The sequence below is a fragment of the Azohydromonas caseinilytica genome, assembly GCF_012927045.1.
In the GTDB taxonomy this organism is placed as follows: Bacteria; Pseudomonadota; Gammaproteobacteria; order Burkholderiales; family Burkholderiaceae_C; genus Azohydromonas; species Azohydromonas caseinilytica.
In genome coordinates this window covers 158,649-174,156 of sequence record NZ_JABBFW010000003.1, presented here as the reverse complement: position 1 = coordinate 174,156, position 15,508 = coordinate 158,649, and the positions used below count along the sequence as shown (strand labels likewise).

The following is a 15,508-nucleotide window of genomic DNA, read 5'->3' as shown; positions in this document are numbered from 1 at the left end:
GGTGCGTCTCACGACGCGGCCCTGCGCAAAGCCAATGATTCTACCGTCTGGCAGCTACGAAGCCCTGCAGCTGCGTCGTCAAATCGTGATGGTTTTCAAGGCTTTGGCGCCAGCGGGCACACGCCGCGCGCCAAGGAGCCTCATCCGGCAGGGCCGGCGGCGCCTCGTTCAGGCCGTTCCAGGCGCCCCACAGCCGGCGCAGTGACCCGGCCCATGCGGCGCCTTCGCAGCCCTGCAGGAAGCGGTCGAGGAAGGCCTGCAGCTTGGCCGCGTGCACGCCGTCGTGCTGCTCGTAGATCTGCCACACGAAGGGCTCATTGGCCCACTGCGCGCGCACGAAGGAGTCCTCACCGCGCACGAAATTCAGGTCGCTGGCCCACAGCAGGTGGTCATAGTCACGCTGGGTGAGCCAGGGCAGGCAGTGCAGCCGCACGCCCTCGGGCAATGTGCCGATGTCGGCCTGCGCCGCGCCCGGCGCGGCCAGCAGCAGCGTGGGCCGCTCGGCCAGCCAGGGCCACAGCGCGGGCAGGCGGCGGTAGCAGAACAGGCTCACCACGCGCTCCCGCGGCTGCCAGCCCGTGCCCTGCGCATCGAGCCAGGCGGTGCGGTCGAAGGCGGCGCGGCGCGTGGGCAGGTCGCGCTCGCGCAGCAGCCCGCCGGTGGCCGGCGTGAAGCCGGGATAGAAGAAGAATTTCACGAGCCCGGCGCCCGGCCCCGAGAACTGCGGCGACTGCAGCCCGTGCGAGCGCTCCACGTAGGCCTCGGCGCTCAGGTACTCCAGGTTGATCCACACCGGCGCTTTCACCTGGGCCGCCATGCGGGCGACGAAGCCCGCGGGCGGATCGCAGCCGAACAGCTCCACCACCACCTCGCCGGGTTCAGGAAAGTCGCCGTCCTCGCGCCAAGGAAGCACTTCCACGCCGGGATGGCCTTGCGGCGCCATCCAGGCCAGGGCCGAGGCATCGTCCACCCACAGCCGCGCGCGCTCGCCGCGATCGGCCAGATCGGCGGCCAGGCGCCAGCCCACACCGAGGTCACCGTGGTTGTCGATCACACGGCAGAACAGGTCCCACAACATGGCGCGATTATCGGAAGCCTCAGAATCACGCCCTCCATGAGCCAGCCCCTACCTCCCGAAGACCCCGCGCTCGCCCCCGGCACCATGGCGGGCGACGAGCTCGGCGCCGAGGCCGCCGCGGCGCCGCGGCGCGCCGCGCTGCTGGCCGAGGTGGCGCAATTGCCCGCGCTGCCGGGCGTCTACCGCTACTTCGATGCCGTCGGCAACGTGCTCTACGTGGGCAAGGCCAAGAACCTCAAGCGGCGCGTCTCCAGCTACTTCCAGAAGGACCACGGCGGCACGCGCATCGGCGTGATGGTCGGCCGCATCGCGCGCATGGAAACCACCGTGGTGCGCACCGAGGCCGAGGCGCTGCTGCTGGAGAACAACCTCATCAAGGCGTTGAACCCGCGGTTCAACATCCTGTTCCGCGACGACAAGAGCTACCCGTACCTGCAGCTCGTCTCGCACCGCTTCCCGCGCCTGTCCTACTACCGCGGCGCGGTGGACAAGAAGCACCGCTACTTCGGGCCTTATCCCAGCGCCTGGGCCGTCAAGGAGTCGATCCAGCTGCTGCAGAAGGTGTTCCGGCTGCGCACCTGCGAGGACACCGTCTTCGCCAACCGCAGCCGGCCCTGCCTGCTCTACCAGATCCGCCGCTGTACCGCGCCCTGCGTCGGCCTGATCAGCGACGCCGACTACACGCGCGACGTGCAAAACGCCGAGCGTTTCCTGCGCGGCGAGCAGCAGGAGCTGCTGGACCAATTGCAGCAGCGGATGATGGAACACGCGGAAAGCTTCGAGTACGAGAAGGCGGCCGAGCTGCGCAACCAGATCCAGGCCCTGTCGCGGGTGCTGCAGCAGCAGTCGGTGGAGGCCAACAGCGCCTCCTCGGCCGAGAAGGACGTGGACATCCTGGCCGTGAAGGTGCAGGGCGGACGCGCCTGCGTGAACCTGGCCATGGTGCGCGGCGGGCGGCACCTGGGCGACCGGGCGCATTTCCCGGCGCACCTGGAGGACGCCGCCGCCATCGGCGCGGCCGAGGCGGAGGAGGGCGACGGCGTCGAGGGCGCCGCGCCGCCGGAGGTGCCGGCCGAGGTGCGCGTGCTGGAGGCCTTCATCGCGCAGCACTACCTCGACAGCGCCGTGCCGCCCTCGCTGGTGCTCAGCCATGCGGTGGACCAGGCGCTCATCGACGCGCTGTCGCAGCATGCCGGCTTCAAGGTCAGCGCCCAGCACCAGCCGCGCGAGCAGCGCCGCGTCTGGCTGCAGATGGCGCAGCAGGGCGCGGAGCTGGCGCTGGCGCGGCTGCTGGCGCAGGAGGGCTCCCAGCGTGCCCGCACCCTTGCCCTGGCCGAGGCATTGAGCCTGGAGGTGCAGGACCTGGACACTGTGCGCATCGAGTGTTTCGACATCAGCCACACGGCCGGCGAGGCCACGCAGGCCAGCTGCGTGGTGTTCGAGAACCACCAGATGCAAAGCGCCCAGTACCGCCGCTTCAACATCACCGGCATCACGCCCGGCGACGACTACGCCGCCATGCGCCAGGTGCTCACGCGCCGCTACGGCAAGCTGGCCGAGGGCGTGGCCGCCGGCACGGCGCGCATGCCCGACGTGGTGCTGGTGGACGGCGGCCGCGGCCAGGTCAGCATGGCGCGCGAGGTGTTCGAGGAGCTGGGGCTGGACCTCTCCCTCATCGTCGGCGTGGAGAAGGGCGAGGGGCGCAAGGTCGGGCTGGAGGAGCTGGTCTTTGCCGATGGGCGTCCCAAGGTCTACCTGGGCGCCGACTCGGCCGCGCTGATGCTGGTGGCGCAGATCCGCGACGAGGCGCACCGCTTCGCCATCACCGGCATGCGCGCCCGGCGCGCCAGCGTGCGCACCGGCAGCAGCCGTCTGGAAGACATCCCGGGGGTCGGCCCCAAGAAACGAGCCCGGCTGCTGCAGCGCTTCGGCGGTGTGCGCGGCGTGGGTCAAGCGAGCATCGACGAACTCGCCAGCGTCGAAGGCATATCCAAGGAACTGGCGGAGGAGATCTACCGTGCGCTCCACTGAAGCCCCGCGCCCACTGCGTTGGTGGGCCCTCATCGCAACCGCATTGGGCTTGAGCGCCTGCGGCGTGCCGCGCGCCCCATCCGGGCCGGCCGACATTCCGGCGCACTCGCCCTCGGCCATCGAGCCGATGGCGCCGGTGCCCGGCGTGGCGCCGCTGTCCAGGTCGGGCCGGCCGGCCGACTGGACCGCCTACAAGATGCAGGCGGCCATGCGCCTGGTGGCGGCCAACCCCGACATGTCCTACATGGGCGAGGTGCCCGATCCGCTGCTGGCTATTCCCGTGCTGGAGATCGAGCTCAACCGCGACGGCAGCGTGCGCAACATCAACGTGCAGCGCGTGCCCCGGCAGGCCAAGGACACGGTGCAGCTGGCCATCGACGCCGTGAAGCGCGCAGCGCCCTTCGGCGACGTGTCGCACCTGCCGCGGCCGTGGAAGTTCAGCGAGGTGTTCCTGTTCAACGACGACCGGCGCTTCAAGCCGCGCATCCTCGACCAGTGAGGGGCTCCATGCCGGCCCTGCCCACGGCGGCGGCCGGCGCGTGTTCAGCAGGCACAATGCCGGCATGTTCTTCAACCTGCCCACCCTGCTGACCTGGGCCCGCATCGTGGCCATACCGCTGATCGTGGCGGTGTACGAGCTGCCGTTGCGTCCGACGACGCAGAACCTGGTGGCCACGGTGCTGTTCATCGTGTTCGCGCTCACCGACTGGGCCGACGGCTGGCTGGCCCGGCGGCTGAATCAGACCTCCTCCTTCGGCGCCTTCCTGGACCCGGTGGCGGACAAGTTCCTGGTCTGCGCCTCGCTGCTGATCCTGGTGCAGCTCGACCGGGCCGACGCTCTGGTGGCGCTGGTGATCATCGGCCGCGAGATTGCCATCTCGGCGCTGCGCGAGTGGATGGCCCAGATCGGCGCCTCGCGCAGCGTGGCGGTGCACATGGTGGGCAAGCTCAAGACCACGGTGCAAATGGTCGCCATCCCCTTCCTGCTCTATGACGGGCGCGTGTTCGGGCTGGACACGCGCTTCTGGGGCACGGGCCTGATCTGGCTGGCCGCCGTGCTCACGATCTGGTCGATGGTCTATTACCTGCAGAAGGCGCTGCCCGAGATCCGCGCCCGCGCGCGTTGAGCGCCCAGGCGCCGGCGGTGCGCGGCACCGCGCTCCTGGCCGCCATGCCGGCCGTCTTCGTGCTGATCTGGAGCACCGGTTTCATCGTCGCGCGCTACGGCATGCCGCATGCGCCGCCGCTCACCTTCCTGAGCTGGCGCTACGCGCTCTCCGCCCTGGCCTTCGGCCTGTGGATCGCCCTCAGCCGCCCGGCCTTCCCGCGCAACGGCGCGCAGGTGCTGCACCTGGCGCTGACCGGCGTGCTGATGCACGCGGGCTACCTGGGCGGCGTCTGGGCCGCGGTCAAGGCCGGCATCCCGGCGGGCACGGTGGCGCTGATCGTCGGCCTGCAGCCGGTGCTCACCGCGCTGTGGGTGTCCGCCAGCGGCCAGGAGGCGCGCGCCAGCGCCCGCCAGTGGCTCGGCTTGCTGCTGGGCCTGCTCGGCCTGCTGCTGGTGGTGTGGCGCAAGCTGGGCACCGGCGAGGTGACCGGCTTCAACCTGCTGCTGTCCATCGGCGCGCTGCTGTGCATCACCGTGGGTACGCTCTACCAGAAGCGCCACGTGAAACCGTGCGACGTGCGCACCGCCAGCTTCGTGCAGCTGCTGGCGGCACTGGTGGTGACGCTGCCGCTGGCCGCGCTGGAGTCCGAGGGCATGCGCTGGCACCCGGAGCTGATCGGCGCGCTGGCCTGGTCGGTGGGGGCGCTGACGCTGGGCGCCAGCTCGCTGCTGTACCTGCTGATTCAGCGCGGTGCTGCCACCCGCGTCACCAGCCTGATGTACCTGGTGCCACCCTGCACCGCGCTGCTGGCGTGGCTGCTCTTCGGCGAGCCGCTGGGCCCGGCGGTGCTGGCCGGCATGGCGCTCACGGCGCTGGGCGTGAGCCTGGTGGTGCGCGGCGCCGGGCGTTGAGGACGCCGCGGAGCGTGCCGGCCGGAAGCGCTCAGCGTGGCCGCGAGATGCGCCCGTTGAGCTGCAGGAAGCCCTTGGCCGGCATGGCGCTGATGTCCTCGATCAGCTCCAGCGTGCCGCCGCCGCTGGCGTAGGCGAAGCGGCCCGTGCCGCCGGTGATGGTGAAGCTGCCGTTGAGGCCCAGCTGTCCCGGGACCAGCGGTGTGCTGGTGCCCTCGTAGCGGCCCTGGATCTGCTCGCCGCTCGCCGTGGTGATCACGAACTCGCGGCTCTTGAAGGCGTAGGGCGGCAGGAAGTAGGGGCTGGTGGAGGTCACGCAGTCCTGCGCCGTGAAGCTGAAGCTGCCGATCACGGAGCTCAGCCCGTTGCCGCTGCTGCTGCCCAGCGCGGCGCTGCCGTAGGCGGGCGCCTCGCCGGCACAGGCGTTGGTGGGAGAAGGGTCCAGCCACTCGGTGACCGAGGCCGAGGCCTTGAAGGGGAGGGTCGTGCCGGCGCTGTCGGCCAGCGCCAGGGGCGGGGTGCCTGCCAGGAGGCCAGCGCACAAGGTGGAAGCGAGGAAGGGACGTGAGGCCATGGGAGGTCCAGAGTTTGTTACTTAAAGAAACGAACTCTGGATCATGGTCCCAGCCGGGCGCAGTCCTGGCAAAGCGCGACCGGAATGTGGCGCAGCCACGACGCCCGGGCCCCCGCGTGTAGGCGCGCCATGCGCCTTCCAGGAGTGAAAGTGGTCGCGACGTCCGCAACCGCTTTCACCGTGGTCAGGAAGACCAGCGGCCTGGGTCGGGCGCTCAGAAATCCGCCTGCAGCGACAGCCGCCAGGTACGCGGCGCCAGCGGGTACAGGTAGATGTGGCCGTACTGGTAGGGCGACTCGCGCCAGGCGCGGCGGTCGAAGGCGTTGTCCACGCCCAGGCGCCAGGTGAGCGTGGTGTTGTCCACGCGCTGGGTGTAGCGCGCCGCCAGGTCCACGCGCGTCCAGCCGCCGATGCGCGGGCTGTCGGCTTGGGGCAGCAACGTGCGCTCGCCCTCGTAGACCAGCCAGCCCTGCAGGTTCAGCCCGGGCAGGGCGCCCACGTCGTGGCCGGCCATCAGGCGCAGGGTGCGCTCGGGGACGTTGGCGGGGCGCACATCGGCGCTGAGGCTGCTGTCCTCGATGCGCGCGCGCAGGGCCATGGCGCTGGCGGCGAACTGCCAGGCGCCACTGCGGCGCTCCACCAGGGCCTCGACGCCGCGATGGCGCTGGCTGCCATCCACGAAGTAGTCCGTACCGGTGTCGGTAACCACCGGGCGGTCGATGTCGAAGGCCACCAGCGTCCATTGCAGGTCATAGGCGGTGCGGCCCTTGAGGCCGATCTCGGTCTGGCGGCTCTTCTGGGCCGACAGCGCTTGACCCGCCTGTGCGCCGTAGCTGCTCTTGTTCGGGGTGACGTAGGACTCGATGCCCTGGCCCCAGCTGGCGTAAACGATGTGCTGCGGCGCGAAGGCGTAGCTGACGGCGGCCCAAGGCGTGGTGAAGGACTGGCTGTAGTCCGTGGGGCGCGAGCCGTCGGTGCGCACGCTCTCGCGATCGAGCCGGGTGTGGCGCAGGCCCAGCCAGCCGCGCAGGCGTTCGGTGAGCTGGATTGCGTCGCGCAGATACAGCTCGGTGGAGCGCTCGTCGCGGTTGGTGTTGGGTGCGGTGCCCAGTGCCGGCAGATTCACCACGGTGCGGCCGTCAATGGTGCCGCTGCCGACGATGACGCCGTCGTCCAGACGCGGCTGCAGGCGGCTCTCAAAGCGGGTGAACAGCACGCCGGCGCTCAGGTCGTGGCTGATCGTGCCGGTCTGCACGCTGCCGGCCAGGTTCAAGTCCAGCGCGTCACTGCGGCGGCGCTCGTTGTCGCTCTGGAACGCATAGAAATCAAAGCTGCTGTTGCTGCAGTAGCGGTCGTAGACCCCTTCGGCATCGCAGCCGAAGGGATAGGCCAGCCGGTCATCCGTCTTCAGCCGCTGCGTCATCGCATGCGCCGTGGCCTTCCAGCCGCCTTCGAGCTTCTGGGTCAGGCGCAGCGAGGCGGTGTTGGCGCCGAACACCACCGGCCTCGACCAGGGCTGGTTGTTGAGGTTGATGCGCGGGTCGATGGCGTGCGCGTCCGGCACCACCGGGCCCAGCATGCTGAAGCCCGGCACGCTGGGCTGCGACTGGCGGCTGTGCTCGATCTCCGCTTCCAGCAGCGTGTCGCGTGTGAGCTTCACGTCGCCGGCCAGGGCCAGCAGGTGGCGCTCGCCATGGAGGCTGTAGGTCTGCGGGCGCAGCCGCTCGGCGCCGGCATTGAGGCGCAGGCCGTAGCGCTCGTCCTCGCCGAAGCGCTGCGACAGGTCCACGGCGGCGGCCACGGTGCCGTTCTCGCGCCAGCCGAGGGCGGCGCTGCGCACGGTGCGGTCCGGGCGCTTGACGCTGTAGTTCACCAGCCCGCCGGGCGCGCTGGTGCCGGCCTGGATGCCGCTGGTGCCCTTGAGCAGCTCGATGCCGGCCTTGTTCTCCAGCCCGATGGGCGTCTCGCCGCTGATGGGCAGCCCGTCGCGGCGGTAGTTGAAGCGGTTGTCCAGCACGTAGCCGCGCGCGCTGAGGTTGCCGTAGTAGCCCTCGGCGTTGTAGGCGTCGGAGAAGGAGGCATCCAGCCGCGTGAGGTCGCGCAGCTCGCGCGCGCCGGTGTCGCGCAGTTGGGCCTCGCCCAGCACGCGGGCGCTGATGGGCGTGGACGACAGCGGCTGCTCGCCGAAGCCGCTGACGGCCGGGGCCGGCGTGCGGCCGGTGACGGTGATGGTGGTGGTCGGGGCGCTCGTGGCGGCGGCGTCCTGGGCCTCCTGGGCCGAGGCGGGCAGCGCCAGGATGGCGGCGGCCAGGGGTGTGAGCGCGAACAGGACGCGCGGCGTGATGTGGTGGGCCATCGATGTACAGCAGTGCCGCGACAGGGCGGCAAGGCCACCGCAGGCCCTGCGGCATCCGAAGCTTCCCTGCGCGAGGATTACCTCAAATCAGGTTCAAAGGGACTTTCTCAGCCGCAGGTCCGAGACGGACCTCCAGCACCCCCAGCGAAGAGCGCGGATTATGGCGGCAGCGCCCCCACCACCTGTGGCTTGCGGGCCACGTGCGGCCCTGCCGGCGGCGCGGTCATGGCTGGCGCGACCATGAAAAAAGGCCCGCAGCGCGGGCCTTTCTCGGTGTGAGCCTGCGTGAGGCGGCTCAGTCGAACACCGGCGTTTCCACGCCCAGCACCTTGTGCAGCTTGGGGCTGGTGGTCGTGTACTGCAGGTGCACCTTCTTCTCCGGGAAGATGTAGGGCACGGCGCCGAAGGCGGCCAGCGCGGCCTCGTGGAAGCCCGACAGGATCAGCTTCTTCTTGCCCGGATAGGTGTTGACGTCGCCCACGGCGAAGATGCCCGGGACGCTGGTCTGGAACTTCTCGGTGTCCACCACGATCTGCTTGCGCTCCAGCGCCAGCCCCCACTCGGCGATGGGGCCGAGCTTGGGGCTCAGGCCGAAGAACACCAGCAGCATGTCCATGGGCACCACGCGCGTGACGCCGTCACCGCCGGTGACCTTCACGCCGCTGAGCGTCTGGCCGTCGGCGCTGGTCTCGATGCCCGTGATCTGGCCGACGATGAACTGCATCTCGTAGGCGTCGCACAGCTCCTTCATCTTGGCCACCGAGGCCGGCGCGGCGCGGAAGCCGTCGCGGCGGTGGATCAGGATGACGCTCTCGGCCTTGTTCGGGCCTTCCTGCACGAAGTTCAGCGTCCAGTCCAGCGCGGAGTCGCCGCCGCCCACGATCACCAGGTTCTTGCCGGCGAACTGCGCGGGGTTCTTGACGCGGTAGAAGACCTGCTTGTCGTTGAAGGCGTCCAGGCCCTCGACCTTGAGCATGCGCGGCTGGAACGAGCCCACGCCGCCGGCGATGAAGATGGTCTTGGTCAGGAAGCGCGTGCCCTTGCTGGTCTCGACGTAGAAGCGGCCGTCGTCCTGCTTCTGCACCGTGGTGACTTCCTGGCCCAGGTGGAAGGTCGCGCCGAAAGGCTCGATCTGCTTGAGCAGGTTGTCCGTCAGCTCCTTGCCGGTGCACACGGGCACGGCCGGGATGTCATAGATGGGCTTGTCGGGGTAGAGCTCGATGCACTGGCCGCCGGGGTAGGCCAGCGAGTCGATGATGTGGCACTTGATCTCCAGCAGGCCCAGCTCGAAGACCTGGAACAGGCCACAGGGGCCGGCGCCGACGATGACGGCATCCGTCTCGATGGGGCCGTCATGGCTGCCTGCCGTCTTGGCGATCTCTTCGTTCAGTTGCGGTTCCATGGTCTTCTACTGCTTACTTGATGAGTTGGTCCAGCTTGCCGGTGCGGTCCTTCCACTCCTCGGCATCGGGCAGCGACGCCTTGCGCTTGGTGATGCTGGGCCACTTCTTGGAGAGCTCGGCGTTCAGCGCGATGAACTGCTGCTGGTCGGAAGGCACGTCCTCCTCGGGCAGGATGGCGTTGACCGGGCACTCGGGAATGCAGACCGCGCAATCGATGCACTCGTCCGGATCGATCGTCAGAAAGTTGGGGCCTTCCCGGAAGCAGTCCACGGGGCACACATCGACGCAGTCGGTGTACTTGCAGCGGATGCACGATTCGGTGACGACGTGGGTCATGACTTTTGGAGTAGGGGGGTTACACGCACGGGCCGAACGGCCGCTGCGAAAGACGGAAAAACGTGGATTTTAAAGCCTGAGGGTTTCCACCGAAACCTGCGCTGCCTCAAGGGCATCAGCGGACGTTGTTTCCAAGGCATCCAGCGCCGTCGCGCCGGCGCCCACGATCACCACGGTGGGCCGGCCCGCGTGCGAGGCCGCGGCCTCGGCCAGCGTGGCCACGTGGTGGCGGCTGGCGCGCTCGTCGGCCGTGCCGGCGCAGGACACCACGCTGACATGCTCGTCCGCCGGCCAGCCGGCGTCGAGCAGGCGCTGCGACAGCGCCGGCAGCGCATGGCCGGCCATGTAGAACACCTCGGTGTCGGCGCTGCGGCTGGCGCGCAGCGTGCCCGCGCGCGTCATGGCCGTGCTCAGGCTGACGTTGCGCCCGCGCCCGCGCCGCGTGAGCGGCCGCTGCGTCGCGGCCGCCGCCGCCATGGCCGCGGTGACGCCGGGCACGACTTCGCTCTCGATGCCCGCGGCCCGCAACGCCACCAGCTCTTCCTCCAGGCGGCCGAAGATGCTGGGATCGCCGCCCTTGAGCCGCGCCACGAGTTCATGCCGTTGTGCCTGCTCCACCAGCAGCGCGTTGATGCGCGCCTGGCCGGTGCTGTCGCGGTAGCCGCGCTTGCCCACGTCGAGCCACTGCGCCTGCGGCGCGTAGGCGCGCAGCGCGGGATCGGTGAGCGCGTCGAACAGCACCACCTGCGCCGCGGCCAGCCGCTGCGCGCCGCGCACGGTGATGAGGTCCGCCGCGCCGGGGCCGGCGCCGATGAAGACCACCCGGCCCATCAGCTCAGCCGCGCCTCAGGCCGGAAGCGCGCTCTGCTTGACGTGCAGACCGCATTCCTTGGCCGACTCGTCCTCCCACCACCAGCGTCCGGCGCGGAAGGGCTCACCCAGCGAGATGGCGCGCGTGCAGGGCGCGCAGCCGATGCTGGGGAAGAACTGGTCGTGCAGCGCGTTGTAGGGCACGTCGTGCAGCTTGATGTAGTGCCACACGTCGCCCCAGCTCCAGTCGGCCAGCGGGTTGAACTTCACGCGGCCCTTGTCGTCCTGGTCCTCGAAGGGGACGCTGCCGCGGTTGTCCGACTGCTCGCGGCGCATGCCGGTGACCCAGGCGTCGCGCTGGGCCAGCATGCGCGACAGCGGTTCCAGCTTGCGCACGCCGCAGCAGCTCTTGCGCAGCTGCACGCTCTCGTACATGGCGCGCTCACCATGGCGGCCGACGAACTCGATCACGGCTTCCTGCACGGGGCGGTACACCTCGACCTCGATGCCATAGCGCTCGCGGATGCGCGGCAGCACCGCCAGCGTCTCGGCGTGCAGCACGCCGGTGTCGAGCGTGCCCAAGGCAATGGGCAGCTGGTGGCGGCCGATCAGGTCGGTGAGGACCATGTCCTCGGCGCCGAGGCTGTTGGCCAGCACGACGCGGCCGGGGAAGCGCTCGGCGGCGTCGCGCAGCAGGTCCAGGGCGCGCGCGACCTTGGATTCGAAGTCGGCGCTGGGACGGGCGTGGAGTTCGATGGCGCTCATGGCTTTCAGCTCCGGGCGTAAGGCTGCGACTCGTAGCGGGCGAACAGCGGTTGCGGATGCACCGTGTCGCCCTGGTAGTGGCCGCCGAAGAAGCCCAGCGCGCGCCGCGCCGACTCGATCTTCTGGTCGGCGCGCAGCTGGGCGGCGTCAAAGCCGGTGCGCTGCAGCAGCGGCAGCATGTCCACCAACACCTCGCCGGTGGCGCGGATCTCGCCCTTGAAGCCGTAGCGCGCGCGCAGCAGCCGGGCTTGCGAGTAGGCGCGGCCGTCCACCCACTTGGGGAAGTGCAGGGCCACCAGCGCCAGGCGCGGCAGGTCTTCGGCCAGCGCTTCCACCTCGGCGTCGTTGGGCAGCATCACGCCCACGGCCACGCCCTCGGGCCATTCGCCGCGCACGGCGTGCCACTGCTCCAGCGTCAGCAGCCGGTGCGGCGCCGGGGCGGGATGCACCTGCGGGCCGTCCTCGCCGCTCACCTGCTGCCAGCGGTCCTGATGGGGGTCAATGAACTTCATGGATTGCAACTCGAAAGACGGTGGGAATCAGGCGGTGGCGGCTTCGCGCACGGCGGTGGCGCTGCGCACGGCGTCGGCGGCGGTCTTGAAGGGCGCGAGGCCCAGCCGGCGCACTGTGTCGATGAAGCGCTCGCCCTCGGTGCGCTGGGCACGGTAGGTGTCGATGATCGCCTCGATCACGTCGGGCACCTCGTCGGCGGCAAAGGACGGGCCGATGACCTTGCCCGCCACGGCCTTGCCCGACAGCGCGGAGCCGTCCGAGCCGCCCAGCGTGATCTGGTACCACTCGCTGCCGTCCTTGTCCACGCCCAGGATGCCGATGTGGCCGCTGTGGTGGTGGCCGCAGGAGTTGATGCAGCCGGACATGTGCAGGTCGATGTCGCCGATGTCCCACAGCTCGTCCAGGTCCTGGAAGCGCTCCGTGATCGCCTCGGCGATGGGGATGGAGCGCGCGTTGGCCAGGGCGCAGAAGTCGCCGCCGGGGCAGGCGATCATGTCGGTGAGCAGCCCGATGTTGGGCGAGGCGAAGCCCGCGCCCTTGGCGGCCTGCCACACGGCGTAGAGGTCGGCCTCGCGCACCCAGGGCAGCAGCAGGTTCTGGTCGTGTGTCACGCGCAGCTCGCCCAGCGAGTAGCGGTCGGCCATGGTGGCGGCGGCTTCCATCTGCGCCGAGGTGGCGTCGCCGGGGGCCTGGCCCACGCGCTTGAGCGACAGCGTCACGGCGCGGTAGCCGCTGACCTTGTGCGCGTGCACGTTGCGCTCCAGCCAGCGCGAGAAGGCCTGTTGCTGATCGCCATGGCGCGCGGGCTGGAAGCCGCTGGGCGCCGGGCGCACGCCGGCGGGCAGCGCGAAGCTGGCGGCCACGCGCTCGAGCTCGCGCAGCGGGATCAGGTGCGCGGCGCCCTCGGCGTCCTGCTCCAGGATCTTGCGGAACTCCTTGTTGACGGCGTCGAAGAACTTCTGGCCCTCGGCCTTCACCAGGATCTTGATGCGGGCCTTGTAGAGGTTGTCGCGGCGGCCGTAGCGGTTGTAAACGCGCACGATCGCCTCGATGTAGACGAGGATCTGCTGCCACGGCACGAAGGCGGCGATCTCGGCGGCGATCACCGGGGTGCGGCCCATGCCGCCGCCCACGAACACCTTGAAGCCGACCTCGCCGGCCTCGTTCTTGAGCAGCTGCAGGCCGATGTCATGCCACAGGATGGCCGCGCGGTCCTCGGCGGCGCCGGTGATGGCGATCTTGAACTTGCGCGGCAGGAAGGCGAACTCGGGGTGCAGCGTGCTCCACTGGCGCAGCACCTCGGCGTAGGGGCGCGGATCGACCTGCTCGTCGGGCGCGATGCCGGCCAGCGCGTCGGTGGTGATGTTGCGGATGCAATTGCCGCTGGTCTGGATGCCGTGCATGTCCACCTCGGCCAGCAGCTCCATCACGTCGGCCGACTGGTGCAGCGGAATCCAGTTGTACTGGCAGTTCTGCCGCGTGGTGAAGTGGCCGTAGTCGCGGTCGTACTCGCGCGCGATGCGGGCCAGCTGGCGCAGCTGGCGGCTGTTGAGCTCGCCGTAGGGCACGGCCACGCGCAGCATGGGCGCGTGGCGCTGGATGTACCAGCCGTTCTGCAGGCGCAGCGGACGGAACTCGTCGTCGCCGAGCTCGCCGCGCAGGTTGCGCTCGAGCTGGTCGCGGAATTGCGCGGCGCGAGCGCGCACGAACTGGCGGTCGAAGTCGGTGTACTTGTACATGTCAGTTGATCACTTTCAATCCGGCGGTCACCAGCGACGCGCACAGCAGCGTGCGCACGACCTTTTCAGGCATGGCACGGGTGAGTCGGGCGCCGAGCCAGATGCCCGGCAGCGAGCCGATGAGCAGACTGGCGAGCAGGCCCCAGTCCACATGGCCCAGCGAGGCGTGGCCGATGCCGGCCACCAGCGTCAGCGGCACGGCGTGGGCGATGTCGGTGCCCACCAGCCGCTGCGCGGGGACGCGAGGATACAGCAGCAAAATCAGCGTGGCCCCGATGGCGCCGGCGCCGATGGAGCTCAGCGACACCAGCACGCCCAGGATCACGCCGGCCAGCACCGTCAGCGCCGGCTTGCGCGACTCGGGCAGCCAGCGCTCCAGCTTCAGGCCCAGCGCCAGCCAGACCTTCTTGTAGGCCACGGTCACGGCGGTGAGCAGCAGGGCGATGCCCAGCGAGAAGGTCAGCGCGCTGGCCCAGCCCTTGGTCACGCCCGTGAAGTGCATCAGCGCCAGCGTGGCGATGGCGGCCGGCACGCTGCCGGCGAGCATCAGCCCGGTGATGCGGTAGTCCACATGGCCCATGCGGTGGTGCGCCACCGCGCCGCCGGACTTGGTGATGCCGGCAAACCACAGGTCCGTGCCGATGGCCACGGCGGGATGCAGCTTGAACACGCCGATGAGCAGCGGCGTCATGAGCGAGCCGCCGCCCACGCCCGTGAGGCCGACGATCAGCCCCACGCCCAGGCCGCCCAACACCGCCACCAGATCCATCTGCGTTTTCCGTGATTCGTTATGCGGTCCTCACGGACCCCGAGGACCTGAAATGTAGGGTGCACCCTTATATTTCAAAAGAACATAAAAGTTTTTTGCTTATGGGATATCGGAGCTAAAGACCTGCTCCAGCACCCGTAACAGGGCTTTTCTAGAATCACGTCCCATGTTTCGAAGTTCCCGCTTGCCGCGTCGGCGCCTGCTGGCCGCGCTGCCGCTGCTGGCCCTGGCCGCGTGCCAGACCGTGCCGCCCACCGTGTCCACCACGGTTTCCACGCCGGTGGCGACCACGCCGCCGCTCACCGCCTCAACACCGTCCGTGCCGCGCGATCCGCCGCGCATCGGCTTGGCGCTGGGGGGCGGCGCGGCGCGCGGCTTCGCGCACATCGGCGTGATTCAGGTGCTGGAGGAGGCCGGCATCAAGCCCAGCCTGGTGGTCGGCACGTCCGCCGGCAGCCTGGTCGCGGCGCTGTACGCCAGCGGCCTGAACGGCGCGCAGCTGGGGCAGCTCGCGGTGGCGATGGACGAGTCGGCCATCACCGACTGGGCCTTCCCCGGGCGCGGCCTGCTGCGCGGCGAGGCGCTGGCGCGCTACGTGCGCGAGCAGACCGGCGCCAAGCCGATCGAGAAGATGAAGCTGCCGCTGGGCATCGTCGCCACCGACCTCGACAGCGGCGCGCCGATCCTGTTCCAGCGCGGCGACACGGCCACGGCGGTGCGCGCCTCCAGCGCGGTGCCGGCGGTGTTCCAGCCGGTGCGCATCGGCAGCCGCGAATACGTCGATGGCGGGCTGGTGTCGCCGGTGCCGGTGCGCTTCGCGCGGCAGATGGGCGCGGAGCTGGTGGTGGCGGTGGACATCACCAGCCCGCCCGAGGGTCAGCCCACGGGCGACGCCATGCGCATGCTGCTGCAGACCTTCTCCATCATGGGCCGCAGCATCAACCACTTCGAGCTGCGCGAGGCCGACCTCGTGCTGCGCCCCAGGCTCGACGGCGTGAGCAGCGCCGACTTCACCGCGCGCAAGCGCGCCATCCAGGCCGGACGCGAGGCGGCGCAGGCGCTGTTGCCGCAGCTGCGGCAGCGCATTGCCATGCTGAGTCAGTGAGGGAGTAGG

Annotated in this window: 15 protein-coding genes; 5 read left to right on the top strand and 10 right to left on the bottom strand. The window is 70.0% G+C overall.

Translation table 11 applies throughout. From position 1 onward, the window contains the following. Positions 1-40: 40 nt before the first annotated feature. The gene (gene earP, locus HHL10_RS06165; RefSeq protein WP_169159470.1) at positions 41-1,078 is read right to left on the bottom strand and encodes an elongation factor P maturation arginine rhamnosyltransferase EarP; all 1,038 of its coding nucleotides are present in this window, start codon (positions 1,076-1,078) and stop codon (positions 41-43) included. Between the two features lie 84 nt (positions 1,079-1,162). Here earP and uvrC point away from each other — a divergent pair, with 84 nt between their 5' ends. The 4 genes from uvrC (at position 1,163) to HHL10_RS06145 (ending at position 5,129) form a co-directional block, all read left to right on the top strand. Next, positions 1,163-3,109 (top strand): excinuclease ABC subunit UvrC, encoded by a 1,947-nt coding sequence (uvrC, locus tag HHL10_RS06160; protein ID WP_169159651.1) that lies wholly within the window; start codon positions 1,163-1,165, stop codon positions 3,107-3,109. Beyond that, entirely contained in the window at positions 3,096-3,608 is a 513-nt protein-coding gene (locus HHL10_RS06155) for a hypothetical protein (protein ID WP_169159469.1), read from the top strand. The genes uvrC and HHL10_RS06155 overlap by 14 nt, the downstream gene beginning before the upstream one ends. 64 nt (positions 3,609-3,672) lie before the next feature. Further along, a complete protein-coding gene (gene pgsA / locus HHL10_RS06150) occupies positions 3,673-4,236 on the top strand; it encodes a CDP-diacylglycerol--glycerol-3-phosphate 3-phosphatidyltransferase (protein ID WP_169159649.1) in 564 nt (187 codons plus the stop codon). A 44-nt stretch (positions 4,237-4,280) separates the two neighbouring features. After that, positions 4,281-5,129, top strand: coding sequence for a DMT family transporter (locus HHL10_RS06145; protein ID WP_169159650.1), 849 nt, complete (start codon positions 4,281-4,283; stop codon positions 5,127-5,129). A 31-nt stretch (positions 5,130-5,160) separates the two neighbouring features. Here HHL10_RS06145 and HHL10_RS06140 read toward each other — a convergent pair whose 3' ends face one another. The 9 genes from HHL10_RS06140 to HHL10_RS06100 form a co-directional block, all read right to left on the bottom strand. Continuing rightward, complete coding sequence (locus HHL10_RS06140; RefSeq protein ID WP_169159468.1) at positions 5,161-5,703, bottom strand: hypothetical protein; 543 nt, start codon at positions 5,701-5,703, stop codon at positions 5,161-5,163. A 214-nt stretch (positions 5,704-5,917) separates the two neighbouring features. Next, entirely contained in the window at positions 5,918-8,059 is a 2,142-nt protein-coding gene (locus HHL10_RS06135; RefSeq protein WP_169159467.1) for a TonB-dependent siderophore receptor, read from the bottom strand. 295 nt (positions 8,060-8,354) lie between these two features. Continuing rightward, complete coding sequence (locus tag HHL10_RS06130) at positions 8,355-9,461, bottom strand: NAD(P)/FAD-dependent oxidoreductase (protein WP_169159466.1); 1,107 nt, start codon at positions 9,459-9,461, stop codon at positions 8,355-8,357. Between the two features lie 13 nt (positions 9,462-9,474). Next, the gene (gene fdxA / locus HHL10_RS06125) at positions 9,475-9,798 is read right to left on the bottom strand and encodes a ferredoxin FdxA (protein ID WP_169159465.1); all 324 of its coding nucleotides are present in this window, start codon (positions 9,796-9,798) and stop codon (positions 9,475-9,477) included. 69 nt (positions 9,799-9,867) lie between these two features. After that, positions 9,868-10,629, bottom strand: coding sequence for a uroporphyrinogen-III C-methyltransferase (cobA, locus tag HHL10_RS06120; protein ID WP_169159464.1), 762 nt, complete (start codon positions 10,627-10,629; stop codon positions 9,868-9,870). A gap of 15 nt (positions 10,630-10,644) precedes the next feature. Further along, complete coding sequence (locus HHL10_RS06115; RefSeq protein WP_169159463.1) at positions 10,645-11,373, bottom strand: phosphoadenylyl-sulfate reductase; 729 nt, start codon at positions 11,371-11,373, stop codon at positions 10,645-10,647. A gap of 5 nt (positions 11,374-11,378) precedes the next feature. Beyond that, entirely contained in the window at positions 11,379-11,885 is a 507-nt protein-coding gene (locus HHL10_RS06110; protein WP_169159462.1) for a DUF934 domain-containing protein, read from the bottom strand. A 27-nt stretch (positions 11,886-11,912) separates the two neighbouring features. Further along, positions 11,913-13,625 (bottom strand): nitrite/sulfite reductase, encoded by a 1,713-nt coding sequence (locus HHL10_RS06105; RefSeq protein WP_169159461.1) that lies wholly within the window; start codon positions 13,623-13,625, stop codon positions 11,913-11,915. Between the two features lies 1 nt (position 13,626). Next, a complete protein-coding gene (locus HHL10_RS06100) occupies positions 13,627-14,394 on the bottom strand; it encodes a sulfite exporter TauE/SafE family protein (RefSeq protein WP_169159460.1) in 768 nt (255 codons plus the stop codon). 166 nt (positions 14,395-14,560) lie between these two features. On the opposite strand from HHL10_RS06100, the gene HHL10_RS06095 reads away from it, so the two are divergent. Then, positions 14,561-15,499, top strand: coding sequence for a patatin-like phospholipase family protein (locus HHL10_RS06095; RefSeq protein WP_169159459.1), 939 nt, complete (start codon positions 14,561-14,563; stop codon positions 15,497-15,499). The last annotated feature ends 9 nt before the right edge of the window (positions 15,500-15,508 follow it).

Bases quoted from the DNA above. Each gene is read 5' to 3' on its own strand.
- earP (WP_169159470.1), bottom strand. From the start codon at position 1,078: ATGTTGTGGGACCTGTTCTGCCGTGTGATCGACAACCACGGTGACCTC.
- uvrC (WP_169159651.1), top strand. From the start codon at position 1,163: ATGGCGGGCGACGAGCTCGGCGCCGAGGCCGCCGCGGCGCCGCGGCGC.
- pgsA (WP_169159649.1), top strand. From the start codon at position 3,673: ATGTTCTTCAACCTGCCCACCCTGCTGACCTGGGCCCGCATCGTGGCC.
- HHL10_RS06145 (WP_169159650.1), top strand. From the start codon at position 4,281: ATGCCGGCCGTCTTCGTGCTGATCTGGAGCACCGGTTTCATCGTCGCG.
- HHL10_RS06140 (WP_169159468.1), bottom strand. From the start codon at position 5,703: ATGGCCTCACGTCCCTTCCTCGCTTCCACCTTGTGCGCTGGCCTCCTG.
- HHL10_RS06135 (WP_169159467.1), bottom strand. From the start codon at position 8,059: ATGGCCCACCACATCACGCCGCGCGTCCTGTTCGCGCTCACACCCCTG.
- HHL10_RS06130 (WP_169159466.1), bottom strand. From the start codon at position 9,461: ATGGAACCGCAACTGAACGAAGAGATCGCCAAGACGGCAGGCAGCCAT.
- fdxA (WP_169159465.1), bottom strand. From the start codon at position 9,798: ATGACCCACGTCGTCACCGAATCGTGCATCCGCTGCAAGTACACCGAC.
- cobA (WP_169159464.1), bottom strand. From the start codon at position 10,629: ATGGGCCGGGTGGTCTTCATCGGCGCCGGCCCCGGCGCGGCGGACCTC.
- HHL10_RS06115 (WP_169159463.1), bottom strand. From the start codon at position 11,373: ATGAGCGCCATCGAACTCCACGCCCGTCCCAGCGCCGACTTCGAATCC.
- HHL10_RS06110 (WP_169159462.1), bottom strand. From the start codon at position 11,885: ATGAAGTTCATTGACCCCCATCAGGACCGCTGGCAGCAGGTGAGCGGC.
- HHL10_RS06105 (WP_169159461.1), bottom strand. From the start codon at position 13,625: ATGTACAAGTACACCGACTTCGACCGCCAGTTCGTGCGCGCTCGCGCC.
- HHL10_RS06100 (WP_169159460.1), bottom strand. From the start codon at position 14,394: ATGGATCTGGTGGCGGTGTTGGGCGGCCTGGGCGTGGGGCTGATCGTC.
- HHL10_RS06095 (WP_169159459.1), top strand. From the start codon at position 14,561: ATGTTTCGAAGTTCCCGCTTGCCGCGTCGGCGCCTGCTGGCCGCGCTG.